Raw genomic sequence first — 14,093 nt, 5'->3', positions numbered from 1 at the left:
GGACGACGTCAGGCGTTTTTTGTTCCTTCAATCTTTATGCCTGCTGTCTTTCCAGAAAAGGACGGTCAACATGCGTTCAACCCATTCCTTATCCTCTGGGGTCAGCAGTCTTCCGTCAAAGCTCAAATCATTCTCTCGCAGCAGCCGGCGCAGATTGAGCGGATGCCGCTGAACGTCATAAGGCTCGGACGGGTCCTTCAGATATCCAGCCATGGCCATCAGGTCCGTATAGGAAATATTCAACCCGTCGGACAGCCTCATCAGGATTTCAGGGGAAGGAATTCCCCGGTTGCCGTTCTCCAACTGCGAGATATAGGCCGTTGAAACGCCCGAACGATTGGCGACTTCACGGATGGTAAAGCCTTTGCTTTTTCGTAAATTGCGCAAATCGCTGTAAAACGCCATCCTTCATCCCATCCCATCCCGTCCACAAGTAAACGTTAGTGAACAATTTTATACTATCATGATTACAAAAGTAAAATCAAGGAAAGGAAAGGTGAACAAATCGATCTATTTTTACAATAGCAAACAATTTATGTTGCGGATGTAAATTATATCCGATATAATGGGAACAAGACGGGAACAACGCGGGAACGGGAGCGTGGAATGGAATGAGAATTGTCGCCAACAGAGACATTTTTACAAAATCGCGGATCTTGAAAGGATTGTCTCAACGAGAGCTGGCCAGGCAATCCGGCTTGAGTCACGGATATATCAGTCTTATCGAGAGAGGCAATAAATCCATCGGACCGAAAGCAGCCAAAAAAGTGAGTGAAATTTTGGATAAGAATGTGGAGGAATTGTTTATCATCGAATAAACGTTGTTCAAAAATAAGCGTTGCTTGGAACCTGCACAAAGAAGGAAACCGCTGATATACCGGAAAACGCGCGGCTTCCTTTTCATTTTCAACCCTGTTTTCATTTTGGATTTGTGAATCGGTCTTCGCTCTCAGAGAGAATATGCTCGCAAAAATCACTGAAAGAAGGAAGATTGTCAACATCATATGTCAAAATGATCGAGATGATTTTTTCCTTCAGCTCCTGTTCAAGATCGTCCCGTTCCTGCTGGCGGGCTTCCCGCCGCGTCTTCCGGATCAAGGGGGAAAATCTGTCGATGATGGTCATCCAAGCCTCCTGATCGCCTTCACGCGCTTTAATGATCAGCTGGTAAAACTCGGTCAATTTGCTCACCTCTTTTGTACAATGGATTTAATTTTGTCCGTCGGTAAACAAATAACTATCCGCATACGGATAGCGAAGCACCACACCGGCAGCCTGACAACCATAGCAGCATATGCCTTAGGCCAATGGCTTTGCGTCTCCACGTTTCCGTGGATTTGCCTTTTTGCGATTGTTCGTTTTACTTGCGCGCGTCATTTGGCTGGGTTGGATCGACCTCCCTCTCGTCCCTCTACCCCGCACTTTCCCGCTCTTTCCCGGAATGCAATCTATGAAAGCTTCTCGTTCTTTTGTTTTTTGCCCTGGATTTCACGGCGCATTTTGTGAATGGACCGAATTTTTGTTTTGTTCACGGCCTGCTGGGAGATTCCCAAAATACGGGAGATTTCCCCGTCGGACAGCTGGGCGGCAAAAGACAAGGTTGTCACCAGCTGCTGGCGTTCCGTCAGCCGGCCGAAGGCCGACAGCAAGCTTTCGTTATTCAACGACTGAATGAAATCGGCCGGTGAATTACAGGTTTGTGGATCGGTTGGCTCGTTTTGCGCCGCATACTTGGAAGCCAGATATTCACCCCAACTCTCTGAATTTCGATCGGCCGGCGGGCGGTCATAAATAAGCGGCATACGTGATGTCCATCTTGTCCGGATGCGGTGAAAATCGAGTGCGCGATAGCGCATCATCAAGGTCAAATAGCGGACAAACCGAATTTCAAAATAAAACCGGCGAAACGCTTCCTCCAGCTTTTGACGGTGAAAAGGCTCGGACTGAAATAGATACAGGCACAACAAGCGCACATGCTCCGGGTCCTCCAGAAACCTGCGGATGATCGGGTCTCGCAGAATGCGCTCGTTCGCCGCCTGAAAAGCGCAGAAATGCGGTTCCCATTCTCGATGCTCGTTTTGAAAAGGAAATGGTATGTGCTGCATATGAACCCCTCCTTTACCTAAATAAAACGTTTGATGAAGCGGGATATACAACCCTTCCGTTTAAAAAATTATTAAATTTTTTCGGATAGACTGGTTGTAAACCGGACGCTCTTAAAGCCCTTTACATGGATGTAAGGACCGCAGCGGATCAACCGACAAATTCCAGCGAAGGAGGTGAGCGGACAATGGTTCCGTCTAATGAACAATGGGATTGGATCGCCCAGGTGATTGCCAATATGGGATTTCCGGCGGTGATCACGTTTTTTCTGCTGGCGAGTTTCCAAAAACGGATTGACCGGTTGAACGTCAAGTTGACGGAATTGATGCAGTTGATTCGTGATGGAAGGAAGAGATAGGAGTTTGAAAATAGAAGCGAGAAGGTGAGATAGAAGCTTGAAGCTGGGACGCATGACGCTTGTTAATATAGACCCGAACCAGCATCGATTGGTTGCATGGTTTGGGCGCTTCCAGCAAAAAAAAAGCATCGCAAATTGGAGCTTAAGGTGATTGATGCCGCTCAAATCAATGGGCTAAGGATTTCTGGGGAAAACCGGTGACCTTGTTTTTGCCGGTTTTTTTCGAATGGTACATGGCCTGGTCGGCTTGTTTGATCAGTTCCTCGGCGGAAATGCCGTTTCTGTATTTGCTGTATCCGAGGCTGATCGTAATGCCGGTCTCTTCCTCCACTCTTTTGCGGACCCGCTCCGCCAGATTTTCCACCCGCAGGGAGGTATCCGTCAAGACGATGACCATCTCCTCGCCTCCGTATCTGCCCGCTATCCCTACTTCTTCGCTTTCTTCCTTCATGATCCTTGCGACCTGCTTCAGGATCTTGTCCCCGGTCTGATGGCCACTCGTATCGTTCAATTTTTTGAAATTATCGATATCGCCGAAGATCAGCGAGATGTTTTTCTTCTCCTTGACGTATTGGTGGATCCGGTTGATCAGGTAATGCCGGTTGAACAGGCCGGTCAATCCGTCCGTAATCGCCGAAGTATACACGGCCTGGAGCAGCTCCACGACACGTTCGAATATGATCATGAATAACGTGATATAGTAGATGATGGGCAGGAAATTTTCGGCGACGGAAAAAACGGCCAGCTCCTGCTTCATCACGTATGTATTCAAGATATGCGCGGCCTGAACCAGGAAGTAGACGGTAAGACTGAACTGGTACTTGATGTGCTGCCCGACATTCGGAGCGATCAGATAGAAGGAGAGAAATGTCAGGAAAAGCACATAGATTTCAATCCACATATTATGAAAATGGAGGAATTGCAAGGTTGGTTCCGCTTCCAAGCGGACGAAATAAAAACGCAGCGCGCCGATTACAGCCGTGCTTGCCAGAAAAAAATAGAACAGCACGAATTCCCGTCTTCGGGAGGCGTTATAGAGCTGATAGATGCCCATGTTCATCAGAATGAAAGCGACGACCTGCAACAGCTGCGCCGTGTAGCCTGAGTCGGTATCCATTGCATGGTTGCTGATTTCCCAAACGGACATCAGGAAGTATTGGATCATGATGATCAGCAAAGAAACGGCAAACGATAAATAGGCTTTTTTCCGTCTGCTGTGATACAAGCGAAGTGAAACAAGGAACATCATCAACACGATGACAATGATCGAAAAAGTGGCGACGATCCGCCCCAACGATCCGTAAAGCAGGTCGGAGATATACATAAAAAACCTCATTTATTGTAAATTTATGTATGCAAAGGACGCCTCATGGAGTATTATATCATTCCGAGTCTTGTTGAAAAAGATCAAACGAAGAAATATGCCGTTTTCCTTTCCAGTGAAATCATCTCACGTTACAATAGAATAAGACGCCGGAACTGTCCGGATTAGACACACAGAAATCGGGAGGGGCTTCAAATGAAAGTACTGCAAGCGTTGTTTTTTCCGCCGGAGCAGCCGGGAGGCGTTTCCTCGATGGTGCCTTACATACAGGAGAGATTTGACAAGCTGAATTGGGATATGGAGCTGTTCTATATTCCCAAAAGGGTTCGGATGAAAGGAAGCGAGCCGGTTCAATTCAAAACCTTCGACTGGACCGTCTATCGTGGAAACGCAATTGTGGATAAATATATTCAGACGTACAAGGATTATTTGTGGTGGACACAGATGCGGATTCAAAAGCGGTATGATCTGATCCACGCCCATCATCCGATTGCGGGTATGGCGATGAAAAGGCTGTTTCCGGAAACTCCGGTGATCATCACGCTTCACTCCAGTTATGAAACGGAATTGATCCTGAACGGCAAAATTTCCGAGAACGGCCCCGAGCAGGCATTTCTCACTTCATTGTACCGGGAGCTTGAGGCGAATCTCGATCTGATTTTGACCGCTTCCAATTCCTTTAAGAACTATTTATCGAAATATGTGGAGGAGCCGGACAAAATCGAAGTCATTCCGAACGGATTTGACGAGAACCGGTTCCGTCCGATCGTCCATGAAAATCAGGTGCCCCAATTGATCAGCGTCTGCAGGCTCGTGCCGGCCAAAGGGCTGGATATTCTGCTTCAGGCGTGTTCGGAATTGAAGCGGAGAGAGCTTGCCTTCGTGCTCCATATCATCGGAGACGGCCCGATCCGGAAAGAGCTCGAGCAGATGGCAGCCGATTTGAACATTTATCATGAAACCATATATTACGGTTACATGCTTCATCCGGAAGAGTTCATGCCTTTCTTCGACATCTTCGTCCTGCCGTCCAGGGCCGAATCGTTCGGCTCGGTGTTTGCGGAAGCGGCGCTTTGCAGGCTGGCGATGGTCGGAACGCAAGTCGGCGGAATCGTCGAGCAGATCGACAACGGACGGAACGGGCTACTGGTGCCCGTCGACGATGCGCAGGCGCTGGCCGATGCGCTGGAGACGCTGATGAGCGATTCCGAGCTGCGAAACCGTTTGGCTCTGGCCGCCCGGGAAAAGGCGGAAAATGACTTTTCGCTGAACCGCGTGATTGAGCAGCTGACCGTAGTTTACCGGCGTTACTCCTGATCCGTAAAAGTAGAGAGGAGGTGTCCAAGGGGTGATTCCCTTTCGTTTTTTGCATGCGGCGGATCTTCATCTGGACAGTCCGTTTCGCGGCATTGCGGATTTGCCCGCAATCGTTCGCGATCGAATCAAGGAATCGACGTTTCTGGCGTTGGACCGTCTTGTCCGGATCGCTTTGCAGGAGAGGGTGGATTTTGTGGTCATCAGCGGAGACGTGTACGATCTTGAGGACCGTTCGCTCAGAGCCCAGGTACGTTTTCAGCGGGCTGTGGAAAGGCTGGCTGAGCGCGGAGTGCAGGTTTTTGTCATCCACGGCAACCACGACCCGGAGAACGGAGCCAGAGCCCATTTGAGCTGGCCCGAACAGGTTGTTTTTTTCGGCTCCGACGGGGTTTCCATGGTTCCCGCCGTGAACCGGCAGGGCCGGACGCTCGCGCATGTGTACGGCATTTCTTACGCCGCCTCGGCAGTGACGGACAATCTTGCCCGCGGGTTTACGCTGCAGGAGAAGCAATCCCGAGGGCGGGAAGGGATATATAATATCGGCCTGCTGCATACGAACGTGGATGGTGATCCCGGCCATGACAACTATGCGCCTTGCACGAAGCAGGAATTGATCCGAGCCGGCATCGATTATTGGGCGCTCGGCCATATTCATTCCCGCCGCGTGCTTCATGACAATCCCCTGATTGTTTACCCGGGGAACCTGCAGGGCAGAAACATCAAGGAAACGGACGCGAAGGGCTGCTTTGTCGTCGATGTGTCGGACGGGGGCGGGACAAGCCTGACCTTTCATGCCGTCGATGACCTGCGCTGGTTCAAAGAGGACGTGGATATTCAGGGGTTGGAAAGCGAGCAGCAGCTGAAGGATCGGATTGAACAGCGGATGGACGGCTTGCTGCGGAGCTCGGAAGGCCGGCCTTGCATCGTTCGCTTCACGCTGACCGGCAGAAGCCCGTTGTACCGAAGCATACAGCACAGCGGCCTGCTGCAGGAGCTGCAGGCCGAATGGCGTGACCGCCAGCGGGAGCTGGCGGAGCAGGGGGAGGAAGGGTTTATCTGGATCGAATCAATTGAGGATCGTTCCGGACCGCTAGTGGATCTTGCGCTGCTGGAAAATCAAGAGGGCTTTCTCGGTGAAATGCTCAGACAGACGACGCGTTTGCTGAAGGATGAACGGCTTTTGGAGGAATTTTTCCGAAAAGCGGTGAAGCCGATTTCGGGCAATCCGAGAATCGCCAGATATCTTCATACGACCGGCGAAACCGAATGGAAGCAATGGCTGGAGGCGGCCAGAGAAATCGCAGTGGAGGCATTTGCGGATAGGAAGGGGTGGGGAGAATGAGATTTCGCACGATCCACCTGCAGGGCTTCGGCATTCACGCCTCGCGGACTTTTGAGCTCAACAGCGAGGCGCCGATCGTGTTGTTCTATGGGGGCAACGAAGCCGGCAAAAGCACGGTGATGGGTTTTGTCCGCTCCGTACTGTTCGGCTTTGCCTCGCGCGGCAACCTGCCTGAGCGTTACGAGCCCGTGCGCGGAGGTCTTCACGGGGGCTATTTGATTGTGGAGGATGGACAGGGCAACGCGATCAGGGTGGAACGGACCGCGCAAGGGGAAGGAAACGCCCCCGGAGCTCCGGCGGCAGGCATGCTCAGGCTGTTCCGTGAGGACGGCTCCCGGGAATCGGAAGAGGTTTTGCGGAGCCTGATGGGCGGTATTTCACTGGAGCTTTATCGCAATTTGTTCGCCTTCGGCTTGAGTGAGCTGCAGGAAATCCGGACGCTGACTTCAGACGAAATCGGAAGCTTCCTGTACAGCACGGGGATGGGCGTGAAGGCGGCCACCGTGCTTGAGGCGGAACGCAAGCTGGCCCAGCGGATGGAATCGCTGTACAAGCCGCGGGGGAGCAGGCAGGAAATCAATCTCTTGCTGAAGCAAATCGAGCAGGGGGAGACGGAGCTTCGGCGGAGCAAGGAGCAGCAGAGCAGGTATAACCGCTGGCTGGAGGAAACGGAAAGGCTGGACAAGCGGATTGAAGCTGAGAGACTGCAGTTGGCGCGATCGCGGGAAGCGGCGGAGTGGCTGGACAAATGCCTGCAGGCGCGGCAGCCATGGATCCGGATGAAGGAAATCGAAGGAGAACTGGCCGAGCTGCCGACGTTTGACGTGTTTCCCGAGTCGGCGACGGAACGGTATGAGGCGATGATCAAGGACAAGGAAAGGCTGTTAGCGGAAATGAACGGCAAGCAGCTGCGCATCCGGCAGATGGAAGCGGAGCTGGAGCATACTGCGGCCGATGATCTGCTTGCCGGGCATGCGGAACGGATCGAACGGCTGGCGGAACAAACCGGCGTCTATCTGGAAAACAAGCGCAGCATGGTTGAGCTGGAGGCCGAAATCCGTCATGCCGGGGAGCAAATTGCCCATCTGCTTCGGCTTGTTGGCGAGCATTGGAATGAGCAGACGCTGGAGCGCTTCCCGTTATCGGTGCAGCGGCGGGAGCAAATTCGCGCTTTCCGGGAACGCTTTGCGAGGGCGGAAAGGGAGCTTGCCGAATCAGAAAACGAAGTCCGCCGTCTGGAGCAGTCGGCCAACCAGCTGGATCGCAGTATCGAAGCCAAGGAGCAAGCGTATGCGCAGTCCAGAAGGCTTCCCGGACAGGGGGAAGGAACGGGACTGAAAGATATGGACGCTGAAGCGCTCCAAGCCCTTTGGGTGAAGCTTCGTCGAGAATATGAGCAGTACAGGCAATTGGCGGCCCGCTTGGAATTTCAGCAACTTCGGCTGCAGGATTTGGGACTGGATGCGAAACCAAAAGCCGATCAGCCGCAAAAGCGGGCAAGCCGGAACCGGTCAAGCCCGGAATGGGCGGCAAGCAACGGCCAAAAAGTTGCGCTTTCGCCGCTGTCCCGGTTATGGCCTGCGGGAATTGTGCTGAACCTGCTGCTCCCGCTGCTGCTTTGGTATCCCGCGGATCAGCCGCTGGCAGCAGCGGCCGGCTTTTTCCTGCTGGCCGGTTTGAACGGCATGGCTTGGATGCGCAGGCGCATGGATGTGCAGGAGGAGCAAAGGCTCAAACGGGCGGCGATGTCCGTACGAAAAGAGACGGAGGAATTGCAGGGACGCTTGCCCGCGCTCAAACAGCAGCTGACTTATTTGCTGAATGAGCTGGTGGACCGCCGCGAAGCGGCTGCGGCTTTGAACGCGGAATCCGTGGAGAAGGAAAGCGCATGGGACGAGCTTCTGTCGTTGGAACTGGCGGATAGGCTGATGGAGAAGCTGGAGCAGGCGGTGGAAGTCCGCAAGCGGAGGCAAGCGGAATGGGACAGGCTGACCGCGGAGCTGCGGGAGCTTTACGATTCCAGGCGATCGCTGGAGGAGCAGCATGCGGCGGCGCGGAACGAATGGAGCCGCAGGCTCGGCAATGATGGCGAGCTGCACGCTGAATGGCGGTGCTGGATGGAGGAACGTCAGTTGTCTGCGGATCTGACGCCGGAGGCGGTGCTGGACATGATCCGGTATGCGGAGCAAGCGAGCCAGCTGCTTCAGCAAAAACGGAAAAACGAGGAAAGGCTCGCGTTTTTGCTGCGGCAGAACGAAGACTTCGAGCAGGAATGCGCGCTGCTTCCGGGACATGCGGCAGCCGCAGACCCGGCAGTGCATGTGAAGCGGGCGAAAGAAAAGCTGCTTGAAGCGCGGCGGCGCAGGGAGCATGAAGCGCGGCTGCGTGAGCAGCTTGGGGAGCTTGCCGGAGAGCGGGATTCCCTCCGTGCCGCGTTGGATTTAGCGGAAGAGCGCATCGGAGGATTGTGGACAGAAGCTGGAGCATCCGACGAAGAAGAGTTTCTGCGGCGGGCTCGCCAATTTGGCAGGTTTATGGAGCTGCAGCGTGAATATCGGGGACGGCATGTGCTTCTGGAGACGATTGCCGGGGAAAAGCGCAAGGAAGAGCTGATCTCGGCTTTAAGGGAGACTGATTTGAACGCGCTTGAACAGCGCATCGCCGAAATCAAGGAGCAGATTGGCGCCGCGGAAAATCGGCTGCATCATTTGCACGATCAACGGGGAGCTCTCCGCAGCGAAATGGAGCAGCTGGAGGCCGGGCGGGATCATGCCGACAAGCTGCAGGCAAGCCGGGAACGGGATGCCGGACTGCAGCAGCTGACGGCCCGCTGGGCCGTTTATGCGATGTGTGCCGAGCTGTTCAGGCACACTAAGGAAATCTATGAAAAAGAAAAACAGCCGAAAGTTCTGCAAAAAGCCTCCGAATACTTCCAACTGATGACGGGCGGGAAATACCGGCGAGTTCTGGCGCCGATCGGCACGAAGGAAATTCTGGCGGAGCGCGCGGACGGCGAGCGTTTGGATGCCTCATTTCTGAGCAGGGGTACGGCAGAACAACTGTATTTGTCGATGCGTTTTGCGATCGCCGATGTTTATGCGGATAAGACCTCAATTCCGGTGCTGATGGATGATATTTTCGTGAATTTCGATCCTGTCCGGCTGGGAAATGCTTCAGCCGTTCTGGGCAAAGCGGCAGAACGGCATCAGATTCTGCTGTTTACCTGCCATCCGCATGTAAGGGAGGCGGTTGCGGAACGTCATCCGGAATGCCAGGTTCTTGAGGTTTAGCGGCAGGTTTCCTCGATCATCCGTTCATGCTTCGATCATTCATAGATCATCTTGATCGTCATGCCTCCATCGACGACCAGATTTTGCCCCGTAATAAATCCGGCTTTGTCGGAGGACAAAAACAAGCAGGCTTGGGCAATGTCCTCCGGCGTGCCGACCCGTCCGACGGGATGCTGCATCCTGTCGCGTTCCGAATGCTGCGGCTTCTTGGCTCTCGTCGATAACTGCCAATCCGCCGTTTCGATCCATCCCGGACTAATCGCGTTGACTCGGATTCCGTAGTGGCCGAGACTGACAGCCATGGCGTGGGTCAGTGCCAGAATGCCGCCTTTGGAAGCGGAATAGGCTTCCGTTCCGGCTTCCGACATGAGGCCGCGGGTGGAGGCGATGTTGATGATCGCCCCTTTACCCTGCTTGCGCATATAGCTTGCCGCCTGCTGCGAGCAGAGAAAGGTGCCGCGGAGGTTGACGGCGATCACCCTGTCGAAATCGGCCAGCGGCAGCTCCAGCATCGGGCTGTTTTTGCCGATTCCGGCATTGTTCATCAGAACATCGATTCTGCCGAACTCCTTGATGATCATGTTCATCCAGCGCTTGACCGAAGCTTCGTCGGCAATGTCGACGTGCATGAACATGGCGGTTCCGCCCGCCTGATGAAGAAACCGGACGATTTCAAAACCGGCCTCCTTGTCAATGTCTGCGACGGCGACAGCGTAGCCTTCCTCGGCGAATGCAAGCGCCGCCGCTCTCCCAATCCCTTGAGCGCCCCCAGTAATGGCAGCAACTTTGCGCATGACGCACAACCCCCTTATTGTTCGGTATTACTGACTAACTTTATATTAACAGGTTCACGCAAAATCTGGAAATGCCCCAATGCGATAATAAGCCGGATATGGCTTGAACGGACCGTAATGCCGTTAAGGCGTTCCTTTTCGCCATTGATCTAACGGACAAAGATGAAATAGAATAATAGTAAGACCCGGCTTTTTGCTGGGACAGTCGATAACAAATGGCTCCGTCAGGCGATCCATAAAGAGAGGTGAACGCGATTGCGCCAAATTCGCTACCAGATCGGCCGAAAAACGGGAATGTTCAATGTGGATGATCAAGGGCATGTCATCAAAGCGGCTGACGAATTCGACAGTACGGCCGACAGGCTGTTTCCGGAAGCCGTTTTATGGCGAAGCCTTCCGTTCATTACCGGAAGGACGGCATTTGCCGCAATTCTGCTGCTGGCGGTGGCCGGCATCCTGGTAACGGCAGGTCTGGTCATCACCTTGCTGACTTATTAAGCGGCCGGCTATCCGGCCAAATCGGAGGTGAAGCGGATGTATGCGGCTTTAGCGCTGCTGGGAGCAGCGATCGGGCTGGCGGTTACCGGCGCGGCCGTAATCACGGCGTGGCGAATCCAACAGAAATGGAAGCTCCAGCTGAAACAAGATCAGAAAGAAAATGCAGCGGTATTATCCAGATCGGAAATGGCCGCCATGCTGCTGATGAGGTGGACAGCGATCGATTATGCGGCATTGCTGCTGTTCGTTCTCGGTTCCATGCTGCTCGCTGCGGACATGCTTGCGGCATGGCGGGACCGTGGGGATTATCCCTTTTATCATTTTGGATATTTGCTGGAAGGAATCGCCTTCAGCTTTCTCGGGATGCTGTTTATGGCCGTCCGATTGGGAATCGTGCTGTGGCTCTCCCGATCAGCGCGTTCTTTTGCGCCACATGATCATGACAAGCCACACCATGCAAATCCATCCGAACAGCGGATACAGCGTTGAGAGGAGCGTTTTGAAGCCAATCTGGCTGATCAAATAGCAAAGCGCAAGCAGCGTCAGGATGATCGTTCGATCAGTCAGCTTGACTTTATCCCGGATTTGCAGGGTAAGGCCGTAAATGTTGGCGATAAACGTCGTGAAGATTTCCGCGAAAATCACCAGCACGAACAAAAATTGGGCGACTCGCCCCAACCGGTAGACGATGCTGCTCATCGGGATGTCGTACTGTGTGATTCCGGGCATATGGGCGGCAAGCGCAAAATGGCCTCCCAGCAGGAGCAGGCCGATGCCGATTCCCCCCGCCATTCCCCCTTTTCGCAGAATATCGGGGTCTTTGATGGTCGAGCCGACCGGCACGAGGACCGCTTGGGCCAGTCCGAGATTAAAGGCGGTATATAGAAACGGGGACAGCAGAATTCTTCCCGGATGCGCATCACTCATGAGATGAATGAAGTTGCCCGCTGTCGGTAAGTCCAGCGTAACGGCGACAAGGACGAGATTGAACAGCAGCATCATCGGCACGACTACGGTGTTGACGGCGAGTATACCGTCGATCCCTTTGATAATAATGATATACGTGAGCGCCAGTGTAAAAAAAAGTCCGGCTTGATACGGGAGACGCAGGTTTTCCACGAATACCGAACCGGCTCCTGCCAGCATGACGGCGGTTATGGAGAACAGAATCACAAAGGTAAACAGGCTGATCCACAGGCCTGCCGTTTCTCCGAAAAGATGGTTGTTCAGATCCTCATACGATCGGGCTCCGATATCGGCGGCCATCAGCATCAATTTGGTACCGATCCAAACGAACAGAAGGCAGGCAATGGCGATTGCCAGCGTGGACATCCAGCCGTATTGCGTGAAAAACTGGAGTATTTCCTGCCCCGTCGCAAATCCGGCGCCTACCACCGTGCCGATATAGGTAAAGCCGACCTGCAGAATTTTGCCGGTCTTGTTCATCGATTGTTTCCACCTCTCGTACAGCCTATAGTTTTAGGTATATGAGAGGGTTGTACCTGTCATGACTGACGGTCAAATATCAAATGTTCGTCTGGAGCGTGTTCGATTGAAGGAAACCATGCTTGATTTTATTGCGCAATACGGGTATCTCGGGCTGTTTTCGTCGATCGCGGCCAGTTTGATCGGCATGCCGATGCCTGATGAAACGATGATGGTTTTTGCGGGATATTTGTCGTCCGCCGGCAGGCTGTCTTTTCCGGTCGCGTGGATTTCGAGCTTCGCCGGGAGCATGGTGGGGATGCTTGTCAGCTATGCAATCGGAAGGAAATTCGGCAGGCCCTTTCTGGAGCGGTATGGAAAATGGCTGTTCTTAAGCCCGGGGAAGCTGGAGAAAGCGGAGAAGTGGTTTCAGGCGTACGGGATTTGGACGGTCAGCTTCGGCTATTATATTCCCGTCGTGCGCCATTTTACTTGCTATTTGTCCGGCATCGGCAGAATCCCGTATCCCAGATACGTGCTGTTCGCGGGAACGGGAGCTGCGGTATGGACGTTCACATTTTTGTACTTGGGACATATGCTCGGAGCGAACTGGCGGACCATTCAGGACAAGCTGCACAGCCCTTTGCTGTTGATTCTGATGCTTGCCGCCGGAATTGCCGTTTTGTTCGCGCTGTTCGTCCTTGGAAGCGCCCGTAAGCGCAGTCGAAATTGACGCCGTTCCTGCTAAAACAATTTTATGGAGCTGACGGTTTTTGAGGCAGGGTCGATATCGAGCTTGAGTGTGATATCCTCGGATTGAAAGGTGATCACGTAATCGGTTTTGGAATCCGGTTTGCCGAGCGTTTCCAAAGCTTTGCCGATGCTGTCCCCCAGCCTCAGACCGTTCAAACCGGGATTGATTTTGTCGGAATTCACTTCGATAAAAACAATTTCCTCGGCTGGATTGAAGCCGATCGAAAATCCGGGATATTCATACACGGTGATCGGAAAAGAAGGATCGTCCATCTGAAATCGGTCAGTCGGCTGGCCGAACCGGCGAAGCACATCGTCCGCTTTATCGTGGATCTTGAATCCCATCAATGTCGGTCTGCTGGCATTGAACGGTTCGTTTACGTCATAGTTCTGTTTCGACGGTTTCTTTTGAACGGAAGAGGTCGAGGAGATTTTTTCCTGCTTTTGGCCCTGTTTCCCATTGGCGGTTGGTTCACTGCCGCTTGGCGGCGCCGAAGGGGAGACGGCGGCTTCCGGCTGTCCGGCATCGCTGTCTCCAGGTTCCGCGGAATCGGACTGGTTTTTGGGTGAAGAGATTTTCAGATTTTTGCTGTTATGCCCGGCATCGACGCCTGAAACGGCGGCGGATCCATCCTGCTGCGCGGCGTCATGAGCGACGGCTTGCGGATTGGACAAGGAATGGACTTGATCCGGGAGATTGTAGCAGCCTGAAGGAAAGGCTATCAGAAGCAGGGATAGCCCTCTGAAAAAATATTGTCTCCACCCTTTGTTCATCTCTTTCTTTCCTTTCCCTATCCTCATTGCACGGGGATTCTATAATTACGACTAATCATACTCTTATGCGAAATTATCCACAAAGATGATTTTATGCGTTAACTGGTGATTTTGC

General features: G+C 53.2%; 15 protein-coding genes and 1 riboswitch. Of the genes, 8 read left to right on the top strand and 7 right to left on the bottom strand.

Annotated elements, in window-relative coordinates; all coding sequences use genetic code 11:
* Window positions 1-27: 27 nt before the first annotated feature.
* The gene (locus VF724_RS00835) at window positions 28-405 is read right to left on the bottom strand and encodes a helix-turn-helix domain-containing protein (protein WP_371752310.1); all 378 of its coding nucleotides are present in this window, start codon (window positions 403-405) and stop codon (window positions 28-30) included.
* Window positions 406-611: 206 nt separating this feature from the next.
* Between VF724_RS00835 and VF724_RS00830 the strand changes: the two genes are divergently transcribed.
* The gene (locus tag VF724_RS00830) at window positions 612-818 is read left to right on the top strand and encodes a helix-turn-helix domain-containing protein (protein ID WP_371752309.1); all 207 of its coding nucleotides are present in this window, start codon (window positions 612-614) and stop codon (window positions 816-818) included.
* Window positions 819-918: 100 nt separating this feature from the next.
* Here VF724_RS00830 and VF724_RS00825 read toward each other — a convergent pair whose 3' ends face one another.
* Together VF724_RS00825 and VF724_RS00820 are read right to left on the bottom strand one after the other, a co-directional pair.
* Window positions 919-1,182, bottom strand: a complete 264-nt coding sequence (locus VF724_RS00825) for a helix-turn-helix domain-containing protein (protein WP_371752308.1) — start codon at window positions 1,180-1,182, stop codon at window positions 919-921.
* Between the two features lie 84 nt (window positions 1,183-1,266).
* Window positions 1,267-1,352: riboswitch (cyclic di-GMP riboswitch) on the bottom strand.
* A gap of 96 nt (window positions 1,353-1,448) precedes the next feature.
* A complete protein-coding gene (locus VF724_RS00820; RefSeq protein ID WP_371752307.1) occupies window positions 1,449-2,105 on the bottom strand; it encodes a sigma-70 family RNA polymerase sigma factor in 657 nt (218 codons plus the stop codon).
* 185 nt (window positions 2,106-2,290) lie between these two features.
* Between VF724_RS00820 and VF724_RS00815 the strand changes: the two genes are divergently transcribed.
* On the top strand, window positions 2,291-2,461 hold the full coding sequence (locus tag VF724_RS00815; protein WP_371752306.1) for a YvrJ family protein: 171 nt from the start codon (window positions 2,291-2,293) through the stop codon (window positions 2,459-2,461).
* Window positions 2,462-2,627: 166 nt separating this feature from the next.
* Here the strand turns inward: VF724_RS00815 and VF724_RS00810 are convergent, their stop codons facing one another.
* A complete protein-coding gene (locus VF724_RS00810; RefSeq protein ID WP_371752305.1) occupies window positions 2,628-3,785 on the bottom strand; it encodes a GGDEF domain-containing protein in 1,158 nt (385 codons plus the stop codon).
* A gap of 195 nt (window positions 3,786-3,980) precedes the next feature.
* Here VF724_RS00810 and VF724_RS00805 point away from each other — a divergent pair, with 195 nt between their 5' ends.
* Genes VF724_RS00805 through VF724_RS00795 form a run of 3 tightly spaced genes read left to right on the top strand, consistent with a single transcriptional unit; the run spans window position 3,981 to window position 9,734 of the window.
* Window positions 3,981-5,102 carry a glycosyltransferase family 4 protein gene (locus VF724_RS00805; protein ID WP_371752304.1) on the top strand — a complete coding sequence of 374 codons (1,122 nt, stop codon included), beginning with the start codon at window positions 3,981-3,983 and terminating at the stop codon, window positions 5,100-5,102.
* A 31-nt stretch (window positions 5,103-5,133) separates the two neighbouring features.
* Window positions 5,134-6,444, top strand: a complete 1,311-nt coding sequence (locus tag VF724_RS00800) for a metallophosphoesterase family protein (RefSeq protein WP_371752303.1) — start codon at window positions 5,134-5,136, stop codon at window positions 6,442-6,444.
* Window positions 6,441-9,734 carry an AAA family ATPase gene (locus VF724_RS00795; RefSeq protein WP_371752302.1) on the top strand — a complete coding sequence of 1,098 codons (3,294 nt, stop codon included), beginning with the start codon at window positions 6,441-6,443 and terminating at the stop codon, window positions 9,732-9,734. The genes VF724_RS00800 and VF724_RS00795 overlap by 4 nt, the downstream gene beginning before the upstream one ends.
* Before the next feature lie 35 nt (window positions 9,735-9,769).
* Here the strand turns inward: VF724_RS00795 and VF724_RS00790 are convergent, their stop codons facing one another.
* Entirely contained in the window at window positions 9,770-10,528 is a 759-nt protein-coding gene (locus tag VF724_RS00790; protein WP_371752301.1) for a glucose 1-dehydrogenase, read from the bottom strand.
* A 255-nt stretch (window positions 10,529-10,783) separates the two neighbouring features.
* Here VF724_RS00790 and VF724_RS00785 point away from each other — a divergent pair, with 255 nt between their 5' ends.
* Both VF724_RS00785 and VF724_RS00780 read left to right on the top strand, forming a co-directional pair.
* Window positions 10,784-11,026: a hypothetical protein gene (locus VF724_RS00785; protein ID WP_371752300.1), complete on the top strand. Its 243-nt coding sequence runs from the start codon at window positions 10,784-10,786 to the stop codon at window positions 11,024-11,026.
* A gap of 36 nt (window positions 11,027-11,062) precedes the next feature.
* The gene (locus VF724_RS00780) at window positions 11,063-11,515 is read left to right on the top strand and encodes a hypothetical protein (RefSeq protein WP_371752299.1); all 453 of its coding nucleotides are present in this window, start codon (window positions 11,063-11,065) and stop codon (window positions 11,513-11,515) included.
* Here the strand turns inward: VF724_RS00780 and VF724_RS00775 are convergent.
* Entirely contained in the window at window positions 11,438-12,472 is a 1,035-nt protein-coding gene (locus VF724_RS00775) for a YkvI family membrane protein (protein WP_371752298.1), read from the bottom strand. The genes VF724_RS00780 and VF724_RS00775 overlap by 78 nt on opposite strands.
* A 61-nt stretch (window positions 12,473-12,533) precedes the next feature.
* Here VF724_RS00775 and VF724_RS00770 point away from each other — a divergent pair, with 61 nt between their 5' ends.
* Window positions 12,534-13,184, top strand: coding sequence for a DedA family protein (locus tag VF724_RS00770; protein ID WP_371752297.1), 651 nt, complete (start codon window positions 12,534-12,536; stop codon window positions 13,182-13,184).
* A gap of 11 nt (window positions 13,185-13,195) precedes the next feature.
* Here VF724_RS00770 and VF724_RS00765 read toward each other — a convergent pair whose 3' ends face one another.
* Window positions 13,196-13,978 carry a hypothetical protein gene (locus tag VF724_RS00765; protein WP_371752296.1) on the bottom strand — a complete coding sequence of 261 codons (783 nt, stop codon included), beginning with the start codon at window positions 13,976-13,978 and terminating at the stop codon, window positions 13,196-13,198.
* Between the last annotated feature and the right edge of the window lie 115 nt (window positions 13,979-14,093).

Source organism: Ferviditalea candida, assembly GCF_035282765.1.
Classification (GTDB): Bacteria; Bacillota; Bacilli; order Paenibacillales; family KCTC-25726; genus Ferviditalea; species Ferviditalea candida.
Note: the sequence above shows the minus strand (reverse complement) of the source record. Positions and strands in the feature narration are given on the sequence as shown.

Bases quoted from the DNA above. Each gene is read 5' to 3' on its own strand.
- VF724_RS00765 (WP_371752296.1), bottom strand. From the start codon at position 13,978: ATGAACAAAGGGTGGAGACAATATTTTTTCAGAGGGCTATCCCTGCTT.
- VF724_RS00815 (WP_371752306.1), top strand. From the start codon at position 2,291: ATGGTTCCGTCTAATGAACAATGGGATTGGATCGCCCAGGTGATTGCC.
- VF724_RS00770 (WP_371752297.1), top strand. From the start codon at position 12,534: ATGACTGACGGTCAAATATCAAATGTTCGTCTGGAGCGTGTTCGATTG.
- VF724_RS00795 (WP_371752302.1), top strand. From the start codon at position 6,441: ATGAGATTTCGCACGATCCACCTGCAGGGCTTCGGCATTCACGCCTCG.
- VF724_RS00775 (WP_371752298.1), bottom strand. From the start codon at position 12,472: ATGAACAAGACCGGCAAAATTCTGCAGGTCGGCTTTACCTATATCGGC.
- VF724_RS00830 (WP_371752309.1), top strand. From the start codon at position 612: ATGAGAATTGTCGCCAACAGAGACATTTTTACAAAATCGCGGATCTTG.
- VF724_RS00780 (WP_371752299.1), top strand. From the start codon at position 11,063: ATGTATGCGGCTTTAGCGCTGCTGGGAGCAGCGATCGGGCTGGCGGTT.
- VF724_RS00810 (WP_371752305.1), bottom strand. From the start codon at position 3,785: ATGTATATCTCCGACCTGCTTTACGGATCGTTGGGGCGGATCGTCGCC.
- VF724_RS00805 (WP_371752304.1), top strand. From the start codon at position 3,981: ATGAAAGTACTGCAAGCGTTGTTTTTTCCGCCGGAGCAGCCGGGAGGC.
- VF724_RS00835 (WP_371752310.1), bottom strand. From the start codon at position 405: ATGGCGTTTTACAGCGATTTGCGCAATTTACGAAAAAGCAAAGGCTTT.
- VF724_RS00820 (WP_371752307.1), bottom strand. From the start codon at position 2,105: ATGCAGCACATACCATTTCCTTTTCAAAACGAGCATCGAGAATGGGAA.
- VF724_RS00790 (WP_371752301.1), bottom strand. From the start codon at position 10,528: ATGCGCAAAGTTGCTGCCATTACTGGGGGCGCTCAAGGGATTGGGAGA.